Source organism: Mesorhizobium sp. Cs1321R2N1 (assembly GCF_037179725.1).
Lineage (GTDB): Bacteria > Pseudomonadota > Alphaproteobacteria > Rhizobiales > Rhizobiaceae > Mesorhizobium > Mesorhizobium salmacidum.
Window position 1 is genome coordinate 1 of sequence record NZ_JAPYKP010000120.1, and the last position, 18624, is coordinate 18624.

The window sequence follows — 18624 nt, forward strand, 5'->3', positions numbered from 1 at the left end:
CGCCGCCGAGTTGCCCATATGGCTGCATCGGTACAATTGGCACCGTCCGCACGGAAGCCTAAAGTCCAAACCGCCAATCAGCCGCCTGGGCCTGACCAAGGACAACCTGTTGAGGCTCCACACCTAGCGAAGGCGTGCCTGCCGTGACCGAGCCGGTCGCCATCATGAAGACCGCCAAGAACGTCGATGGCGCCAAGAAGTTCGTCGACTTCATTCTGTCCGATGAGGGCCAGAAGCTGGCGCTGTCTATGGGCTACCTGCCGGCACGCGCCTCGGTCGGCCGTCCCGACTGGCTGCCGGAAGGCGTCAAGGTCAAGGTGATGAAGTTCGACACCAAGGCGATCGTCGCCAAGACCGACGCCGACAAGGCGAAATTCCAGGAACTGTTCGGCGGCTGAACCGTCGATCGCGGCGGGGTGCCGGCAGCGGCATCCCGCTCGCTTCGCCAGAGCAATTCCAGGAAAAGTGCGAAGCGTTTTCCGTCCGGAATTGCGCCGAAAATGAACCGCACCCGGTCGCATTGACCCCAGGAAACGCAATCATGCCGACACGCATCAGGGAAAGCCGTGGCCAGGAAATGGTCCTGACGGTGGCGGCGACCGTCGTCATCGTCCTGCTTTCGATGTCGCCCATGCTGCGCCTCGTCAAGGAGATCGTGGCGCCCGGCGGTATCTTGTCGACCGCGGCCGCGGAAGCCGGGCTGAGAAGCCCGGCAACCTGGATCGCGACCTGGCACACGCTGGTCGTCGGCATCGGCGGCACGCTTCTGGCGGTGCTTTCGGGAACACTGGTGGCCGTGCTCGTCTCGCTGACCGACATACGCTGCCGAAGCGCCCTGGTGCTCTGCTACGTCATGCCGCTGATGATCGCGCCGCAGGTGACGGCGCTGGCCTGGCTGCAACTGTTTGGCCCGGCGAGCCCGTTCCTCAAGCTTTTCGGGGCGGCTCCCCCGCTCGGCACGAAGAACCCGCTCTATTCGACCTCGGGCATCATCCTGCTGCTTGGCGTACAGTACGGGCCGCTGGTCTTCCTGCTGGTGCGGGCCGGCTTGCGCAAGCTGCCGCGCGAACTGATCGAAGCCGCACGTGCCGGCGGTGCAAACTGGTTCACCGTACTGGCTACCATCGTGCTGCCCTTGATGACGCCCTCCATCATGGCGGCGGCAGCACTTGCCTTCGTCTCCTGCGTCGGCAATTTCGGCATTCCGGCCTTTCTCGGCATTCCCGCCAACTGCCTGGTGCTGCCGACGCTCATCTATCAGAAGCTGGCCGGCGGCGGTCCGGCGGTGCTCGGCGAGACCGCGTTCCTGTCCGTGCTGATCGGCATGATCGCCATGGCCGGCATCCTCGCCCAGGAGGTGATGAGCCGCCGTCGCGACTACCGCATCTCTTCGACATCGCCGCCGGCCGAACCTTATGAACTGGGCCGCTGGCGGCCGGTCGTCCAGGCCGGCATGTGGCTGCTCATCGTATTGGTGCTGGTCCTGCCGCTGTTCGGGCTGGTGCTGACCTCGCTGGTGCCGGGCTACGGCATTGCGCTCACCGCCAAGACGGCGACGCTCGACAATTACCGTTTCGTGCTGTTCGAGCATGATGCCGCCACTCGCGCCTTCTTCAACAGTTTCTGGCTGTCGATCGCTGCAGCGTTCTTCGCCGTCATCGTTGCCGTACCGGTGGGTTACCTGATCGCCTGGGGCAAGCAGCGCTGGGTGCGGCTGCTCAATCTCTCGGTCGAACTGCCCTACGCCTTGCCCGGCGTTGTGCTGGCGATCGCTTCGCTGCTCTTGTTCCTGCGGCCGATCCCGCTGACCGGCATCCAGCTCTACAACACTGTCTGGATCATCCTCTATGCCTATCTCGCCCGCTTCCTGGTGCTAGCGCTGCGGCCGACCATCAGCGGCTATCACCAGATCGACCGGGCACTGGAGGAGGCAGCGCAGGTGGCGGGCGCCGGCCTGTTCACACGCATGCGCACCATCATCTTTCCGCTGGTCGCGCCGGCTGCGGTCGCCGGTGCCCTTTTGATTTTCATGACGGCGCTCAGCGAACTCACGGTCTCGGCATTGCTGTGGTCCTCGGGCTCTGAGACCATCGGCGTGGTGATGTTTTCCTTCGAGCAGGGCGGCGATTCCAACTATGCGGCGGCGATGTCCGTCGTCACGGTCGCCGTCACCTTCGCACTGATGCTGGTGACCAACCTGCTTGCCCCTCATCTTCCGAGCGGAGTTCTGCCATGGCGCGACTGACCCTGGACCATGTGACCAAGAGCTTCGCCGATTTCGATGCCGTGAAGGATGTCTCGATCGATGTCGCTGACGGCGAGTTTCTGGCGGTGCTCGGACCTTCCGGCTGCGGCAAGACGACGTTGCTGCGGCTGATCGCCGGTTTCGAGAAAGTGACCTCGGGCGAAATCCGCATCGGCGGCGATGTCGTTTCGAACAGCGGCGGCAGCATCGCGCCGGAAAAGCGGCGGGTCGGCATCGTCTTCCAGAATTACGCCCTGTGGCCGCACATGAGTGTCGCCGAGAATATCGGCTATTCGCTGAAGGTGGCCAAACTCGACAAGGTGGTTGCGCGCCAAAAAGTGGAAGACGCGCTTGCCTTGGTCAATCTGCAGGGCCTGGGTGAGCGCAGGCCCGCCAATCTTTCCGGCGGCCAACGCCAGCGCGTGGCATTGGCGCGCTGCCTGGTGGCGACACCCTCGCTGGTGCTGTTCGACGAGCCGCTCGCCAATCTCGACGTGCATCTCAGGGCCTCGATGGAGGACGAGTTCGCCGCCTTCCACAAGCGCACGGGCACGACCATCGTCTACATTACCCACGACCAGACCGAGGCGATGGCGCTGGCCGACCGCATCGCGGTGATGGATCGTGGACGCCTGGCGCAGCTTGCGAGGCCGCGCGACCTCTATCATGAGCCGGCAAATGAAATCGTCGCTTCCTTCATTTCGCAAGGCATCCTGCTGCCGGCGGAGGTGCTGACGGGCGAGGAAAGCGGCTATTGCAAGGTCCGGGTACTCGGAAGCGAGCTGGTGGTCCGCTGCCGGCGTGGCGAGCGGCCGCGCGCCGGCGCCAGGATCTGCTGCCGCTCCGCCGACATCGGGATTTCGGCCGATGCCTCGGGCTTCGACGGTCTCGTCAAGCGGGCGGTCTACCAAGGCGGCGCGGCGCGCATCGAATTCACGCCCAAGGCCGGTCCCGACCTCACCTTGCATTTCGAACAGCCCGATCCGGTTGTGCTGGAGAACGGGGCGCAGGCGCGCCTGCGCATAAAATCCGGCTGGCTGATCCCGGCGGCGGGAGCAGCCTCGTGATGATGCTGGACCTGCTTGGCGGTTTCGGCGAAAGGGGCGGCACCAGCCCTCGCCGTGAGCAGCGGCAATGATCGCATCCTGCTCGATGTCGTGCCGACGCCTCGGTAACACGGCCCTGCCCGTGATGATCCGGTCACCAACCTGTCAGCGGCCAAATTGCGCCAATCCAATGCTAACGCTTGAAGCCGCCGCTATTTCATTCCACATCGGTCAGGATGAAGGGCGAGACAGGAGAGCGGCGTCGGAATTTGCTGTGGGGTATCCCCGCATCGCTGATCCTGCATGCGCTTGTCGCGGGGCTCCTGATCTATGGCCTGCCGACGCCTCGCCAACAGCCGCAGGAGGAGGAGCCGGTCAATGTCGCGCTCGTGCCCCCGCCCGAGCAGCCAAAGCCGAAACCGGCCCCTGTACCGTCCCCTAAGCCACCGGAACCGAAGGTTGAAAAACCGCCTGAGCAGAAAGTTGAAAAGCCGGCTCCGCAACCTCGGAAGCCTCCGCCAATCGAGGTGCTGAAGCCTGTTTTTCAGTTCGGCGACAAGGATGCGGGCCCCCGGAAATCCCTGGATGGGGCCAGCGCTCAAGACAGTCCGTCGTCGCCGACCAAGGATGCGAAACCGCCGGTCGTGCAGAAGCCTGCTGAGACCCAATCCGACGTGCCGGCAGGCACCGAGAAGCCGGCGGATTCAGCTGAGGCCGGCGAAAAGCCGGTAGCCCACGCGAAGGACACGGAGCCCGCGCAGGACAAGCAGGCAACTCTGACCCAGGATGCAGATAAGCAGCAGGCCGCCAAACAACAGGCGGGATCGCAGGATGCCGCCAGGCAGACAGGCGCGGCACCAACGCCGCTGGCCACAGACGGGGACGGTGAGGTCGAGCTTCCAATGTCGGCTGCGAAGCCGGAGCCTAAACCGACAAATACGCCGAAGCCCAGCTCCTCAAAGGTTGCGAAGTCCCGAAGTGGGGGCGCCGGAAGCCCAGGTTCCACTGATGTAGCCAGCGCCGCATCGCGCAGGTATTCAGGCCTTCCGGGCGTTCGCAGGCTTTACTCGCAGGACGCTACGGGTGACGCGCTGGCCACGACCTCGATGGGTGGCGTGCCTCGCGGTCAGCGTGGTGCCAAACTTTGCGCCAGCGCGTTGCAGCAGCAATTGCTGGACGCCTCCTATTTTCCCATTTTGATCCCAAGTGTTCCGCTGAAGGCCGGCAATGTCCTTGACGCCCCTGACGTTGCTTTCCGTACCTCAACCACATGGTACCATCTGGGCTTCCGCTGCGAGGTCGACAGCGACGCGACCAGGGTCTTGTCCTTCGACTTCCGCGTCGGAGCTGTGATTCCGCCTGGCGAATGGGCGCGCCTTGGACTACCCGCTCGCTAGGCCGATACACCCAGCCCGGACAATTGCCGGCTAACTTCATGCCAGTCGGCGCAGATGAAATCGGCACCGGCGGCCGTCAGCCGTGCGGCATGTTCCGCATAAGTATGTCCGCCACCGGTATAGCCGACCGCCGTCATGCCGGCGGCAACCGCGCCCTGGATGCCGAAAGGTGAATCCTCGATGACGATGCAGTCGGCCGGGTTGGCGCCCATCTTCGCAGCGGCGAACAGGAAGATGTCCGGCGCCGGCTTGCCGTTCTTGACCATCGAGGAGCTGTAGATCGCATCGCCGAAGAACCGCGCCAGTCCGGTGATGGCCAGGCTGTGGTTGATGCGCTCGACGGAGGACGACGAGGCAACGCAACTGCCGCCCTCGAGCGTTTCCAGGAATGCGGTGATTCCCGGTGTCGGCTTCAATTCCTGCGAAAACAGGGCTTTAGTCTCGGCCCAGATATCGCCATCGGCCGTCGCGGGAAACTGATGGCCGGTCAATTCCTTGATCCTGACGATGATGTCGGCCTGCTTCATGCCGACGCACTGGGCGATGATACCGCCGTGAACGCCCGGCATGCCATGCTTATCGTAGACACGTTCATAGGCCTTGGCGGCCAGCGGCTCGCTGTCGACGAGAACGCCGTCGCAATCGAAAATGATCAGTCTTGACGGCGCCACGCGTTTCTCCCGGCCTCTGTCAGATTGGCACATCGCTATCGACAAAAAGTCAAATGTTCAATAGCGGGCACTCGCGGCCTCGTGAACAGGGGGCCAATAAAGGCCAATTCAAAGCTGGCGCAAGGCATTGCTGGCGCGGGAGGACCCCAACGCTCGTTGCATGGCCTGCCGCGACTGCGCGCGGTCGGGCGTGATCCAGTTCGGTTCCGCGCCCAGGAAGCGGTCGAGGAAAGCCACGGCATAGGCCGGCATTTCGGTGACGTTTTCGCGATAGGACCACCAGGTGCGCAGGTCGTCGGCGCATTTGTCGATGCTAGGCGCTGAACCGAACTCCTGCTCGTAGATGGCCGAAATCACCGAAACGCAGTAGTTGGTGTAGAGAAAGCCTTCCGGCCAGAAGCGGATGATGTCCAGCGTGCCGGCATTCTGATCCGTTTCGATGAGCTGGGTAAGGCCGGAGATCTCCCTGGCCGGCGCCTGCTTGATCAGTTCGCGCAGGACGAGGCCGGCGGCAAAGACGATGAAATCGGCGCGGTCGATCGTGGCGAAGCGCTTCTGCGCTTCCATGACCTCGACCCAGTCGAGAAAAGCCCGGGTCAGCTTCGCCTCGTCGATGTCGAAGCGTACGCCGAATGTGTCCGAAACAACCTTGGCGCTGCCGCGGAAGGTGGCGCGGAACCAGCGCAACTGCCGAAGCCGGTGGCGCAGATCGGGCATGAGGGCCAGTTCATCCCTGAAGGGCAGTTCCATTTCCTGTATCCCGTTTCCCCACAGGCTAGCACAGTCGTGCCCCCGCCGAAATCGCGCGGCGGCCCTGTGGATGACTGTGGTTGAGGCCAATATCATACATATTGACATTCGCGGAAACAAATGTTCTCACTTTGCTGTTGTCGCGTGCCGGTCCAAGGTGCGCCTCGACTGAGGCTTCGGGAGGAGAACCGAATGGCGATTTGGCAGTGGGGACTGCTCCTGCTGGTTATTGTGTGGGCGTTGCAGTCGCTCGGCGTCTGGCTGCAGATGCGGCACTATTCGGATGTCTTTAGGGGCGTCACCGATCAGTACAAGGATGGCTTCGTCGGCGCTGGCAACTTTCGCGGCCGATTTGCCAAGGGAACAATCGCGCTGGTCGTGGTTACGCCCGACCTGATCGTGCGCCGCATGATGGTGATGAGCGGCCGTTCCGTGTTCACCAAATTCAAGCGACATGAAGAATTCGAGGGTGTCCCCCTCGATCGACTCCGGTCCAACCCTGCGATCATGGGGGAGGGGGAACCCGGTGTGGCCGAGGCCGTGAAGCGGGCGATCGAACAGATCGACAAAGCACGGTCGGAGCCGGGGAAGAAGCCGGGCCTGGCCGGCTTGAATGTAGCAAGGGCCTAGAGTCGGATGATTTCCAGGTCAAATCGACCTGAAATCTGAATCCGCCTCTGGATCAAAGGGATAGAGGAGGCCGTGCGCCGACTGGGATCAACCGGCGGGCCGGCATAAGGAGGAGAAATGTCTGTATTTTCGTTGTTGGCGCAGCATGCCGACATGGCCGTGCATAACCTGCATATCGCGGGTGCCATGGTTTCGGACGCTGCATTGCATGGCAGGCTCGCCGTCGAGCATGCTTCCGATCATCTCGTGATCCTTGCGCAGGCGCAGACCGACGGGGCGCCGGTTACCGCCGAGCAGCTGAAGGAACAGCTGAAAAATGTGCAGCAGGAGGAGCAGCTTGGCTGGCTCACTGCCATCGGCAAGTACTTCATCGGCATCTTCCAGAAGGGCGGCGAGGTTTTCGCCGGCTTTGTCACCGGCATCATCCCGACACTTGTCGTGCTGATGACAGCCTTCTACGCCGTCACCGAACTGGTAGGCGAAGAGCGTGTCCACGGCCTGGCGCGTGGTGCTGGCCGCATCGCGCTGACCCGCTATACCGTGCTGCCGCTGCTGGCGGTGTTTTTCCTCACCAACCCGATGGCCTACACCTTCGGGTCGTTCCTGGAAGAGAAGCACAAGCCCGCCTTCTACGACGCGGCCGTGTCCTACGTGCATCCGCCGCTCGGCCTCTTCCCGCACATCAACCCTGGCGAATATTTCGTCTGGGGAGGCATGCTCGTTGCCTTGCTCGATCTCGAGAAGCGGGGCGTTGTCGTCGCCGGTTACCACGTCAAGGTGGCGATCTGGTACGCGATCGTTGGTCTCGTCGTCATCCTGCTCAAGGGCATGCTGACCGAGCGCATCACAGCCATCATGGCACGCCGCCAGGGCGTCGAGCTGTAAGGGCGGGGAGGACATCATGGCCAAGACATACAAAGCCGTAAAAGTCTCCCGGGGTTCCACCGGCTGGGGCGGCCCGCTCGTCATCGAGCCGACCGCGCAGCGCGACAAGGTCGTCTCCGTCACCGGTGGCGGGATCCATCCCGTGGCCCAACTCATCGCCGACATGACCGGCGCCACAGCCGTAGACGGTTTCAAGGCGCCGCCGGTGGAAGGCGAGATGGCGGTTGTCGTCGTCGATTGCGGTGGCACCGCGCGATGCGGCGTCTATCCGCGCAAGCGTATCCCGACCGTCAACCTGACGCCGGTCGGCCAGGCTGGGCCGCTCGCCCAGTTCATCACCGAGGATATCTACGTTTCGGGCGTGAAACCGGCCAATGTCACAATGGCGGACGGTTCCGAGGCGGTCACAACTGCGGGGGGAGCAGCGTCGATGAGTTCTACCAACAACACTGCGACGCCGACGGCGCTGCCCAGCGAGGGTGGCTTGATCGGTTTCATCAGCACGATCGGCCGTGTCATGGGTCGTGTCGTCGGCATTTTCTTCAATGCCGGCCGCCGGACCATCGACCAGGTCGTCCGTAACGTGCTGCCGTTCATGGCCTTCGTGACCATGCTCATCGGCCTGATCCTGTACACCGGCATCGGTGACGTGCTGGCGCAACCGATGGGTCCGCTGGCCAACAACATCGTCGGCCTGCTGGTCATTTCGGCCATCTGCGGCCTGCCGTTCCTGTCGCCCATCCTGGGGCCAGGCGCCGTCATCGCGCAGGTCATCGGCGTCGCCATCATCGGCCCGCAGATCGCCAACGGCACGATTTCGCCGGCAATGGCGCTGCCGGCGCTGTTTGCCTACAACACCCAAGTGGGCTGCGACTTCGTCCCGGTCGGCCTTGCACTGGGTGAAGCCAAGCCGAAAACCATCGAAATCGGCGTGCCGGCGGTGCTCATCAGCCGCCAGATCATGGGTCCGGTCTCGGTGCTGATCGCCTGGATCGTCTCCCTGATCGTGTTCTGAACACCAGAAATAACGAGGTTCGCCAGATGTCGGTTCTTCTCAAGACACGGGTCACGGCAATAGGACCCGAAGTGGCGGACCTCGCCGAGGGCGGCGTGGTCATCCTGTTCGCGGACGGCTCGCCACCGGAGCTTGCCGAGGTTTCCGTGCTCCACAAGACGGAGATCGGACCCAGCGACGGCGCGCCTGAAAAGGGCGCGTCGATCACCCTTGGCCCGGTTTCGGCCGTTATAACCGCCGTCGGCTCCAGCGCCTGGAGCAAGGTCCTCGAGATGGGCCACGTCGTCATCTCGTTCAATGGCGCCAGCGAGGCCGAAAGGCCGGGCGAGATCTGTGCATCGCAGGTCGATACGCAAGCGCTCGTGGCCGCCCTGAAAACAGACGCGATCATCACCATCGCCGCCTGAAAGCATTCGCGCCCCAGCCGGTCTGGCTTTGGCGTCCAAAAAAAAGCAGAGTATTTGCCATGGAACGCTCGACCATCGTCAGAGTGCATGAAGGTTTGCACGCCCGTCCCGCCACGCGCTTCGTCAAGCTCGCCAAGGCTTTCGAATCCGACGTCGAACTGGTCAAGGACGGCAAGGCGGTCAGCGCCAAGAGCTCGGTCAAGCTGATGCTGCTGGCGGTCAAGGAAAACCAGGAAGTCACCGTGCGGGCGAACGGCGCCGATGCCATCGAGGCGATCGAGGCGCTGATCGGCTATCTCGAGAACCCCAAAGCGGGTCTCGACGACGGCGAAGCCCACGCCCCGGCGAATGACGCAGGCAAGGAAGCGGCGCCTGAGTCCCAATCCGCGCCGGCGGCACCAGCCGAAGCGAATGGTTTGCGTGGTGTCGCCGCAAGCGAGGGCGTCGCCATCGGGCCGGCATTCGCGCATTTCCCGCCTGACATCGCCGGACAGGGCCGCATGTTGCAAGCCGATGAGATCGCCGGCGAAATCGACAGGTTCCGCGCCGCCGTCGCCGCTGTCCAGGCGCGCATGGATCGGGCGCTGGCGCAGGATAGTCTGTCGGCCGGTGACCGGGGCATCGTCGCGGCGCTCAGGGATATCGCGGCCGACGACAGCCTGACCGGCGAGGCCGAGAAGGCGATCAAGGGCGGCAATGACGCGGTCTCGGCCATGATCACCGCCGCTTCCACCATCGCCGCCGATTTCAGCGCCGTCGACGATCACTACCTCAATGCGCGGGCGGACGATGTCCATGCGGTCGGACGGCAGATCTGCCTGGTGCTGCTGGGCCAAGACGACGTCAGCCTCGAAAATATTTCGCAAGGTGCGATCCTGATCGCCGACGACATCGGCGCCTGGGACCTGGCGCGTGCGCCGCTGAAACGCATCGGCGGCGTGGTGTGCGGCCATGGCGGCGCCACTTCGCACATCGCCATCATCGCTCGCTCGCATGGCATTCCGGCGGTACTGGGCCTTGGCGACCGGATCAATGCCTTGCGCACGGCGCAAGAAGTAGCGCTCGACGGCAATACCGGCCAGGTGATCATCGATCCCGATGCGGCGACATGCGCCGATTTCGCCGGCCGGGTCGAAGCGGCGGCGAAGGAACGTGCCGGCCTGGCCGCCTTCAAGACGGTGACGCCGAAGCTGGCGGACGGCAAAGTGATCGAAGTCGCGGCCAATATAGGCTCGCTCGAGGAGATCGAGGCGGCGCAGGAAGCCGGCGCCATGGGTGTCGGCCTGTTCCGCACCGAACTCCTGTTCATGCGCCACATGCACCTGCCGTCGGAAGACATGCAGGCCGAGACCTATGCGGCGCTGGCCAAGGCCTTCGCGCCTTATCCGGTCATCGTGCGCACGCTCGACATCGGCGGCGACAAGCCGATTGCCGGCATCGAGTTTCCCGAGGAGGAAAATCCGTTCCTCGGCTGGCGCGGCATCCGCATGTGCCTCGACCGGCCCGATATCTTCAAGCGCCAACTCAGGGCGCTGCTAAGGGCCGCCGTACACGGCAACATCAAGGTGATGCTGCCGATGGTTTCCGATCTTGGCGAGGTGCGGCAGACGCGCGTTCTTGTCGACGAATGCGCCGCCGAACTCCAGGCCGGAGGCGTGCCGCACGCGACGTTCGATCTCGGCGTGATGATCGAAACCCCGGCCGCCGTGCTGATCGCCCCGGCACTGGCCAAGGAGGTGGCTTTCTTCTCGATCGGCACCAACGACCTGACCCAGTACATCATGGCCGCCGACCGGCTCAACCCGACCGTTGCGAAGCTCAACGACGTCACCAATCCAGCCGTCATGTCTGCGATCGAACTGACGGCCAGGGCCGGCGTCGCCGCCGGTATCATGGTGGGCATGTGCGGCGAGGCGGCGGGCCGGCCGGATCTCATCCCCGCCTTCCTGGAGATGGGTCTCACCGAACTGTCGATGAGCCCGGCCTCGATTCAGCGCGCCAAGAAGACGATCATGGCGATGGCGGCCGGGGAGTAGCCCTGCGGCCGCTCTGTTTTCTGAACTGCGCCAGGAGGCCTTATGGCAAATGCGCGAGCAAGGTGGCGAAGACAGGTGTCAATTCATCGGCCGGGCTCGTTTTGGCGCAGGCCTGGATGATGCGGTCGCGGCGGATATCGGCGGCCAGGATCGCGATTTCCAGCATGTCGGGCTCCGGCGCGTCGTTGCGGCCGTTTGTCGCCAGCCCGCAGGCCAGGACGACCGGCGCCAGGCAGCTTATGTCGAGCGCCCTATCACCCATTGCCGTCGCTTCCGGGGCGGTGTCATCAAAACGGATCGGGCGCTGGCCGAGGCACTCGATCAGCAACGCCGAACACGTCGCCGCGATCGCCTGCAGTCCAGCTCCAGGCGCGGCCAGCGCGGCCAACAGATCGCCATGGCGCTTGCGCATGGCCGCGTGGACGGCGGCGAACCCGGCTTCATGGACACGGGTATGGTCGATCTTCAGCCCGGCAAGCACCGCCTTGGTCAGATAATACATGTCGCGCCGGAACAGGCGCTCGGCGCTCAATTGCTGGTTTTCGTCCCCTGCCGGGAAATAGGTGCCGAGGCCTTTTACGATCGTTCCGTCGACCCTTATCGGACGTTCATGCGGGACGAAGGATTCGGCGATCGACAGCGCTTCGTCGACGGCACTCGCGGCATGGCTGAGCAGGCCTTCGATGCCTTTGCCCGGAAACGGCGGCAGATGGCTGGTCGCTTCGTGCAGCAGGCTGGCCTCGCTGGCGCCGTCATGGCGGCTCTGGCGGATGATGTCACGGACTTCCCGCAGCCGGTCCTTGAGGTTGACGCGGACATCTTCGGAGATTTGTCGGAGCATCGCGGTTCGCCTCGAATGTGCCGTGCGGGGCCACCTGCAATGGCCCGCCCACCGACTCTACATTGTTCCTATCGATTGGTAGATCAATAGGCGATACTAGACCAGCACGCAGAATCGGCGACGCGCGCGCGTCCGCCGCCGCGGGGAGGGATCATTTGGCCAGGGGACGACAAACCGACGAAAGGCGGGCCGATGAAAGGCGGGCGGGAGCCGAAGCGACCGAGCAGGTCGTCAGCGAGAGCCGGACGGACCGCCTCAGGATCCGCGCCGCCTGGATGTATTTCGTCGAGCAGATGACGCAGAACGAGATCGCCGACGTGCTTGGGGTCGGCCGTGTCACCATCGTGCGCATGCTGGCGGAGGCGCGGTCGCGCAACGAGGTCAAGATCACCATCGAGAGCGAGCTTCTGGAGATAGTGCGGCTGGAACGCGCGCTCGAAAAGACCTTCGGTCTGCAGCAGGCGCTGGTGGCGCCGCTGACAGCGGCCAATGCCGACCCGATCCCGGCAATCGCCGCCAAGACCGGCATGTTCCTGTCCGACGCGATGAAGTCCGGGATGCAGGTCGGCGTCGGCTGGGGCAATACGCTGTTCCACACCTTGCCGTTCATCAGCGCCAAATCGCTGACCGATTTCAAGGTGATTTCGCTGCTTGGCGGCGTCGGCATCGCACGCCGGACCAACCCGGCCGAGTTCGCCTGGCGCTTCGCCCAAATCTTCCAGGGCGACGGTTATCTGATGCCGACGCCGGCCGTCGTCGACAGCGTCGAGACCAAGATCGCGCTGGTCGAACGTTGCGGTCTGCAGGAGGTTTTTGAAATGGCCGACGCGCTCGATGCCGTTCTGCTGAGTGTTGGCGGCATCGCTTCAGCCACCACCTTCTCGCGCGGCGGCTTCCTCAGGGAAGCGGACCGGGAGGCGCTGCTGGCGCGCGGCGCCGTCGGCGACCTCCTGTTCCATTTCTACGACCGCAATGGCGATCTGGTCGACCATCCCGTCAACAACCATGTGATGTCGGTGAACGTCGACCGGCTGCGCAAGGCGCCGATCCGCATTCTGACCTCCGGCGGCGCGGAAAAGACCGATGCGCTGCTCGGCGCCATGAACCTGATTGCGCCGACAATCCTGATCACCGACGAGGAAAGCGCAAGGCGGATGCTGGAAGCGGTCAGCGAAAGCTGAACGAACTCGTGGTGTAATCCGGCCAGGCCTTGTGTTCGTCGAAAACAGCGGCAAGGTCAGGCGTGCCGACCAGTATTCCACCCAGCACCAGCGCCGTTGCGATTCCGACACCATTGCCGCCTGCAACATCGTGTTCGACACTGTCGCCGACGCAGATCACGCTGCCGTGCTCTGGTTCGCCGGCCAGTGCGAGTGCCGCCTCGAAGATCGCCGGATAGGGCTTGCCGATGCGGGTGACACCGCCGCCCAGGGTTTCGTAGAGATCGGCGATCTCGCCGGCGCCGAAGCGAGGTCCGACCGCCGTCAGCATGATTTTGTCGGGATTGGTGCAGAAGCACGGCACTTGCCGCGCCGCCGCCGGGGCGAGCAGCCGGCGATAATGGTCGAGGTCGTGGCGGTCCCCCTCGCTGGCCGAAATCAGCACCAGTTCGGCGTCTTCGCCAGCCTCCGCCAGCCCGAAGGGCAGGCCTTCGATCGCGCTGCGGTCGCCGTCGCGGCTGATCAGCAGGCACCTCGTGCCGGACCGCAAGGCTCCGGTTGCCGCCATCTCGTGGAAACGTCGCCACGCCACCTCGCCGGAGGACACGAAATGGTCCCAACTGCCGGCCTCGAAGCCAAGCTTCAGCAGGCGTGCCTCGTTGGGCCGGGCGCGCTTGCCGGAATTGGAGATCAGCACCACGGTCTTGCCGGCGCGCTTCAGTGTGGACAGTGCCGCCACCGCGCTGGGATAGGGAGCCTGCCCGTCATGCAGCACGCCAAACTGGTCGAGCAGGAAGACCTGATAGCGTTCCGCCAGCGGCCCGATGCCATTGAGACGTTCGAGCTTTTTCGTATTCATAGAAGCCCTGCCTCGCTTGCGCCTTTCAGCGCCAGCCGTGCCGTACCCGCGGCGGCCTCGTCCGACAATGCCGGCAGGAACGCGACGCCGAGCTTGCGCTGCCGGATCGCGCTCCACACCGGGTTAGCGGCGCCGCCACCGACGCTGCGAATGGAGGTCAGGGCCGGCGCGCCAAGTTCGGCCAGCCTGCTGTAACCAAGCGCCTCAATCGCCGCCATGCCCTCGAACATCGCTTTGAGGTAATCGGCATCGTCAGCGGGCCGTGGGGTGAGACGCGGCGGCAAGGCCGGATCGGCCACGGGAAACCGTTCGCCAGCCGTACCAAGCGGATAGTAGTCGAGGCCGGTCTCGGTCGTGGGGTCGATGATCGCGCTGAGTTCGATGATCCGCGCGAGCGGAAAATGCTGCGCCAGCACCTTGCCGCCGGAATTCGAGGCGCCACCCGCCAGCCATACATCGCCGAGCCGATGGCTGTAAATGCCGAAGCGCGGCGCCGAGATCGGCCGGTCGGACAGGATCTTGATGGTTAGCGAGGAGCCCAAAGCGGTGACGCCGTCGCCGGCCGCGGTGGCCCCCGTCGCCAGGAACGAGGCACAGCCGTCAGTGGTGCCGGCAACCACGACCACATCGCGAGGCAGGCCGAAAAGCTCCGCGGCGGCCGCGGTGAGCGTGCCGGTGACATCGCCCGGTTCGATGACATCAGGCAGCAGGTCCATGCGCATGCCGGTGGTCGCGATCCAGTCCGGCCAGCGGCGGGCCTCGACATCATAGACGGTCTTGAGCGCATTGTTCTCGTCGCTGACGCCGAAGCGTCCGGACAGGTTGCCGGCGATCCAGTCGGCCTGGTGCAGCACGGCCGCTATGCCGGGCTGAGGCTGGAACCGCAAGGCTTTGGCGAGGCCGGAAGTCGCCCCGTGGGCGGCGCTCGCCGCCGGCGCCTCACGGGCGACCATGGCCAGGATGTCGGCGTCATCGATCTTGTCGTTGTACATCAGCGGCTCGGCCAGCGGCCGCCCATCGATGTCGACCGGCAGCAGCGTGCCCGACGTGCCGTCGACGGCGACGGCCCGGATCGCGGCGCGGTCAATGCCCGAAAGCAGATCCGCCAGCGCCGCCTGGACCGCTTGCCACCAAGTCCGGGGATCACGGGGGTTCTGGCCAAATCTGTCGAGTGGCACGGCGGATTGGCCGGCGATGGAAAAATCCTGACGCATGGCGACGGCGCGGGCGCCGGAGGTGCCGATGTCGATGCCGACGACAAGTGGCGTCATGTCGTCCGTCCCCTGTTAGGCCGTGCTGGCGGCGTTTAGCTTCTGGCGATACTGCTCGGCGTCCCAGTTGACCAGCTCGTCGTTCTCGGCGGCGGTGAGATAGTTCAGCCGCGCCTTGGCATCGACGCGCGCGGTCACGTCGGCGAGGCAACGCTGCATGGCGTCGGCACCGGCGCTGGCGTCGCCGCGCATCAGCACGCCGGCGCGGGGAAACAGGATTGCCACGGGTGCTGCGCCGACCCGCGCGATGACGCCGGCCACGTCCTCGCCCGGCTCCGCAACGACCGAGCCCTGGCCGAGGAAGATGACATGGTCCGGATAGAGGCTGCCGGCCTCGGCCATATCCAGGCTTTCCGCATCGAGCGCGACCGCGTGCGCTTCGCCATCCGCCGGCAATCGGTAGTCGCCGGCCAGCGCCGTCAAAGCGGCGATATCAGGTGCTGCGGTCGTGCGCGGCTGCCGAGCCAGCAGCGACCGGACGCGGTGCAGCAAGGCTTCCGCCGCGGCGACGGTTTCGGCGGCGACCACCAGCCCGTGATTGCCTAGGATGAGCACGTCGACCCCCGGCCGCAATTTCTCGGCAATGCCGCGGGCGAGCGGTAGGCCTGGCCGGAAATAGGGCACCCAGGCCCATTTGATGTCGCCCAGCCGCCTGGCGACCTCGGCCTCGCCATCGGCTTGCACGGCAAGCGAAATCGTGTCGACGCAGTGGACATGCAGAACCACGCGTTGCGGCATCAAGGCATGCACCGTGGTCTCGATCGACGGGCGCAGGCCACGCGGATTGAGGTCTTCGATGGCGAAGGCCTGTGGTTTGTCGGCGACTGGATCACGCTGTTCGACGGCCTTGAGCAGCGGTGCCATCGCCACCGGCACCATGATGTCGTCGCTGAGCGCATCCTTCAGCCAGGTCCCCGAGGCCTTGATCCACAGCGTGTCGCCGGCCTTGAGCGAGGTGTTGCCGCCCGCCGCCTGCGTCATATGCGGGTTCAGCCCGATGCTGGCCGAAAGCGCCCGCAAGGCGGCCAGTTCCTGTGCATCAGCTTGGGTTGCCATGGCCCTTTTCTCCAGCGCTCGCACAAAATCCCGTCGTCGGGACCGGTGTTGGCGATGGTATCGCAGATGTGAGTGATCTGCGTCAATGCTGATCTACTATCGTCAAATCAGCTTGCAATCCAACTAATGTTGAGTAAGTTGCACCAATTGCCACGGAAAATGGCGTCAGGGAGGAAAGGGTTGAGCGACCTCGGCCGCCAGCGTCAGATCGTCGAACTGCTGCGGGACCGCCCGTTCGCCTCCGTGCGCGAGTTGCAGGAGCGGCTCGGTGTCTCGGCGGCGACGGTCAGGCGCGATATCGACCGGATCGATGAGGCCGGTGAAGCCCGCAAGGTCTATGGCGGTATCTCGGCACTCGACGGCGCTTCGCATGCGGGCGTCGCCTATGCGCGGCCCTATGACGAGAACCGTGACCTTGCCGTCGAGGCCAAGCGGCAGATCGCGGCTGTCGCCGCGACCATGGTGCGCGATGGCGATGCCGTCATCGTCCATGGCGGCTCGACCTGCTTTCATCTCGGCGTCAAGCTCGCCGACCGCAGCATCCGGCTCTACACCAACTCGATGCCGCTCGCGGCCTATCTCAGCGATCATGGCCATTGCAGCCTGACGGTTGCCGGCGGCGACCTGCACCGCGAACCAGGCATCATCCATTCGCTGACCCAGGCAACGCCTTTCTATGCCTCGAAATTCTTTCTCGGCACGCAAGGCCTCAACCAGGAAGGGCTGCTGGAATCGCATCCGCTGCTGGTGCGCTCCATCGTCGACCTCAGCCTCTGTGCCGATCAGATCGTGGTGCTGGCCGACAGCCGCAAACTGTCGATCCACGCCCGCAATGTCGCGCTGCCCCTGTCGCGCATCGGCACGCTGGTCACCGATGACGGGCTCTCCGATGCCGATGCACGCATGCTGGAGGATGCCGGCGTCATGGTGCGGATTGCTTCAACCTCGGGAGCCCTCGCGTGAACGTGGCGGTGCTCGACTTCGGCAAGACCAATTCGAAGCTGTTCGTCTTCGGCCAGGACGGACGCATCCTCGACGAGCGCCGCACGCAGCCGAAATGGACGCGACAAGGCGGTTTCAGCGTACTCGACGAGGCCGCCCTCCATGGCTGGGCGCTCGGTGCCGTCACCGACGCGGTCGAAAGCCACGGTGTGGAAGGAGTGATGGTGTCGGGCCATGGCTGCACCTTCGCCCTTGTCGCCGACAAGGCGCTGACCCATCCGATCCTCGACTACGAGCAGGAGCCGCCGGCCGAAATCGCGGCGCGGATCGACCGCCGTATTCCGGATTTCGCCGAGACGTTCTCTCCCCGCCTGCCGCTCGGCTTCAACTATGGCCGTCACATGCTGTGGCTGCAGGAAGTCGATCCCGACACGTTCGCGGCGGCGAAATGGTTCCTCGGCTATCCCCAGTACTGGAGCTGGCGCCTCGGCGGCCTGCCGGTCTGCGAAGTGTCCTATCTCGGTTGCCATTCGCATTTGTGGGCGCCGCGCGAACGCGACTTTTCCTCGCTGGTCGACGCCGAAGGCTGGCGCGGCCAGATGCCGGCTTTCGAACGCGCCGGCTCCGTCATCGGCGAGCAGCGCTTCGGCAGTGCCGGGCGCCCCATCGCTATCCACAACGGCGTCCACGACTCCAATGCGGCGCTGTATGCCTATCGACGGCAAGGGCTTGGATCGCTGACCGTCGTGTCGACCGGCACCTGGGTCGTCGTGCTCAATCCCAACTGTCCGCTCGAAGCGCTCGACCGCGACCGCGACATGCTGGTCAATGTCGATGTCGACGGCGGTCCGGTGCCGACCATCCGTTTCATGGGCGGGCGCGAATTCGCCGTCATCAGCGGCGGCTGGCAAGGCGCCATCCCGAATGGCCCGATACAGCAGGCGATCGATGCCAGCCTCATGGCGCTGCCGAGCTTCGCTCCGGGCGGGCCGATGCCGGATCGTCCTGGCCGGCTGGTCGGACGCATGCCCGATGCCGGTGAACGCGCGGCGGTGGCGCTGCTTTACGTGGCGCTGATGATCGATCTCTGCCTCGACCTCATCCATTCCGACAATACCGTCATCGTCGATGGCGGACTGAACACCGGCGGCCTGCTCGCCGGGCTGCTGGCGCAGCTGCGTCCCGGTCAGGCCTTCCTGCAAGGTGCCTCGCTGGAAGGCAGCGCCGCGGGCGCCGCGGCGCTCGCCTTCGAGAGCGTGGGCCGCGACTTCGCCGCCGAGCCGCCGGAGCCGGTGCAGGCGACACAATTCGGCGGCCTCGCCGGCTATCGCGACACCTGGCGCGATCGCGTTGCCGGGCATGATAGCGCCGCCAGGGCGGCCGGGGGTGTGCGATGAGCGCGGCAGTCCAGAC

Annotated in this window: 17 protein-coding genes and 2 pseudogenes; 13 read left to right on the plus strand and 6 right to left on the minus strand. The window is 64.8% G+C overall.

What is annotated here, in order from left to right; translation table 11 throughout:
• The 5 genes and pseudogenes from O7A61_RS24065 to O7A61_RS24085 all read left to right on the plus strand — a co-directional run.
• A pseudogene (locus O7A61_RS24065) lies at positions 1-127 on the plus strand (IS481 family transposase); the annotation flags it as partial.
• Positions 123-398, plus strand: a pseudogene (locus O7A61_RS24070) (ABC transporter substrate-binding protein); the annotation flags it as partial. The pseudogenes O7A61_RS24065 and O7A61_RS24070, both read left to right, overlap by 5 nt.
• Before the next feature lie 143 nt (positions 399-541).
• Positions 542-2245: an ABC transporter permease gene (locus tag O7A61_RS24075; RefSeq protein ID WP_337131919.1), complete on the plus strand. Its 1704-nt coding sequence runs from the start codon at positions 542-544 to the stop codon at positions 2243-2245.
• Positions 2233-3312 carry an ABC transporter ATP-binding protein gene (locus O7A61_RS24080; protein WP_337131920.1) on the plus strand — a complete coding sequence of 360 codons (1080 nt, stop codon included), beginning with the start codon at positions 2233-2235 and terminating at the stop codon, positions 3310-3312. The genes O7A61_RS24075 and O7A61_RS24080 overlap by 13 nt, the downstream gene beginning before the upstream one ends.
• A gap of 215 nt (positions 3313-3527) precedes the next feature.
• Positions 3528-4688, plus strand: coding sequence for a DUF930 domain-containing protein (locus O7A61_RS24085; protein WP_337131932.1), 1161 nt, complete (start codon positions 3528-3530; stop codon positions 4686-4688).
• On the opposite strand, the gene O7A61_RS24090 is transcribed toward O7A61_RS24085, so the two are convergent.
• Together O7A61_RS24090 and O7A61_RS24095 are read right to left on the minus strand one after the other, a co-directional pair.
• Complete coding sequence (locus O7A61_RS24090; protein ID WP_337131921.1) at positions 4685-5359, minus strand: HAD family hydrolase; 675 nt, start codon at positions 5357-5359, stop codon at positions 4685-4687. The two genes, O7A61_RS24085 and O7A61_RS24090, sit on opposite strands and share 4 nt — an antisense overlap.
• 108 nt (positions 5360-5467) lie before the next feature.
• Positions 5468-6109: a hypothetical protein gene (locus O7A61_RS24095; RefSeq protein WP_337131922.1), complete on the minus strand. Its 642-nt coding sequence runs from the start codon at positions 6107-6109 to the stop codon at positions 5468-5470.
• A gap of 192 nt (positions 6110-6301) precedes the next feature.
• Here O7A61_RS24095 and O7A61_RS24100 point away from each other — a divergent pair, with 192 nt between their 5' ends.
• The 5 genes from O7A61_RS24100 to ptsP all read left to right on the plus strand — a co-directional run bounded on the left by O7A61_RS24100 (position 6302) and on the right by ptsP (position 11082).
• The gene (locus tag O7A61_RS24100) at positions 6302-6739 is read left to right on the plus strand and encodes a transcriptional regulator GutM (protein WP_015315467.1); all 438 of its coding nucleotides are present in this window, start codon (positions 6302-6304) and stop codon (positions 6737-6739) included.
• Between the two features lie 117 nt (positions 6740-6856).
• Positions 6857-7624, plus strand: a complete 768-nt coding sequence (srlA, locus tag O7A61_RS24105) for a PTS glucitol/sorbitol transporter subunit IIC (protein ID WP_027143558.1) — start codon at positions 6857-6859, stop codon at positions 7622-7624.
• Positions 7625-7640: 16 nt separating this feature from the next.
• The gene (srlE, locus tag O7A61_RS24110; RefSeq protein ID WP_027143557.1) at positions 7641-8639 is read left to right on the plus strand and encodes a PTS glucitol/sorbitol transporter subunit IIB; all 999 of its coding nucleotides are present in this window, start codon (positions 7641-7643) and stop codon (positions 8637-8639) included.
• A 26-nt stretch (positions 8640-8665) separates the two neighbouring features.
• On the plus strand, positions 8666-9046 hold the full coding sequence (locus O7A61_RS24115; protein WP_140503398.1) for a PTS glucitol/sorbitol transporter subunit IIA: 381 nt from the start codon (positions 8666-8668) through the stop codon (positions 9044-9046).
• A 59-nt stretch (positions 9047-9105) separates the two neighbouring features.
• On the plus strand, positions 9106-11082 hold the full coding sequence (gene ptsP / locus O7A61_RS24120; protein ID WP_337131923.1) for a phosphoenolpyruvate--protein phosphotransferase: 1977 nt from the start codon (positions 9106-9108) through the stop codon (positions 11080-11082).
• A 40-nt stretch (positions 11083-11122) separates the two neighbouring features.
• On the opposite strand, the gene O7A61_RS24125 is transcribed toward ptsP, so the two are convergent.
• Complete coding sequence (locus tag O7A61_RS24125) at positions 11123-11923, minus strand: hypothetical protein (protein WP_337131924.1); 801 nt, start codon at positions 11921-11923, stop codon at positions 11123-11125.
• 155 nt (positions 11924-12078) lie between these two features.
• Here O7A61_RS24125 and O7A61_RS24130 point away from each other — a divergent pair, with 155 nt between their 5' ends.
• On the plus strand, positions 12079-13104 hold the full coding sequence (locus O7A61_RS24130; protein ID WP_337131925.1) for a sugar-binding transcriptional regulator: 1026 nt from the start codon (positions 12079-12081) through the stop codon (positions 13102-13104).
• Here the strand turns inward: O7A61_RS24130 and O7A61_RS24135 are convergent.
• The 3 genes from O7A61_RS24135 to O7A61_RS24145 are packed head-to-tail and all read right to left on the minus strand — an operon-like array spanning position 13091 to position 16269.
• On the minus strand, positions 13091-13942 hold the full coding sequence (locus tag O7A61_RS24135; protein WP_337131926.1) for a TIGR01459 family HAD-type hydrolase: 852 nt from the start codon (positions 13940-13942) through the stop codon (positions 13091-13093). The genes O7A61_RS24130 and O7A61_RS24135 overlap by 14 nt on opposite strands.
• Positions 13939-15213, minus strand: coding sequence for an FGGY-family carbohydrate kinase (locus tag O7A61_RS24140; RefSeq protein ID WP_337131927.1), 1275 nt, complete (start codon positions 15211-15213; stop codon positions 13939-13941). Before O7A61_RS24140 ends, O7A61_RS24135 begins: the two co-directional genes overlap by 4 nt.
• A 15-nt stretch (positions 15214-15228) precedes the next feature.
• The gene (locus O7A61_RS24145; RefSeq protein WP_337131928.1) at positions 15229-16269 is read right to left on the minus strand and encodes a class II aldolase/adducin family protein; all 1041 of its coding nucleotides are present in this window, start codon (positions 16267-16269) and stop codon (positions 15229-15231) included.
• A 180-nt stretch (positions 16270-16449) separates the two neighbouring features.
• Here O7A61_RS24145 and O7A61_RS24150 point away from each other — a divergent pair, with 180 nt between their 5' ends.
• Together O7A61_RS24150 and O7A61_RS24155 are read left to right on the plus strand one after the other, a co-directional pair.
• Entirely contained in the window at positions 16450-17232 is a 783-nt protein-coding gene (locus O7A61_RS24150; protein WP_337131930.1) for a DeoR/GlpR family DNA-binding transcription regulator, read from the plus strand.
• Positions 17229-18608 (plus strand): carbohydrate kinase, encoded by a 1380-nt coding sequence (locus O7A61_RS24155; RefSeq protein ID WP_337131931.1) that lies wholly within the window; start codon positions 17229-17231, stop codon positions 18606-18608. Before O7A61_RS24150 ends, O7A61_RS24155 begins: the two co-directional genes overlap by 4 nt.
• Positions 18609-18624 lie beyond the last annotated feature (16 nt).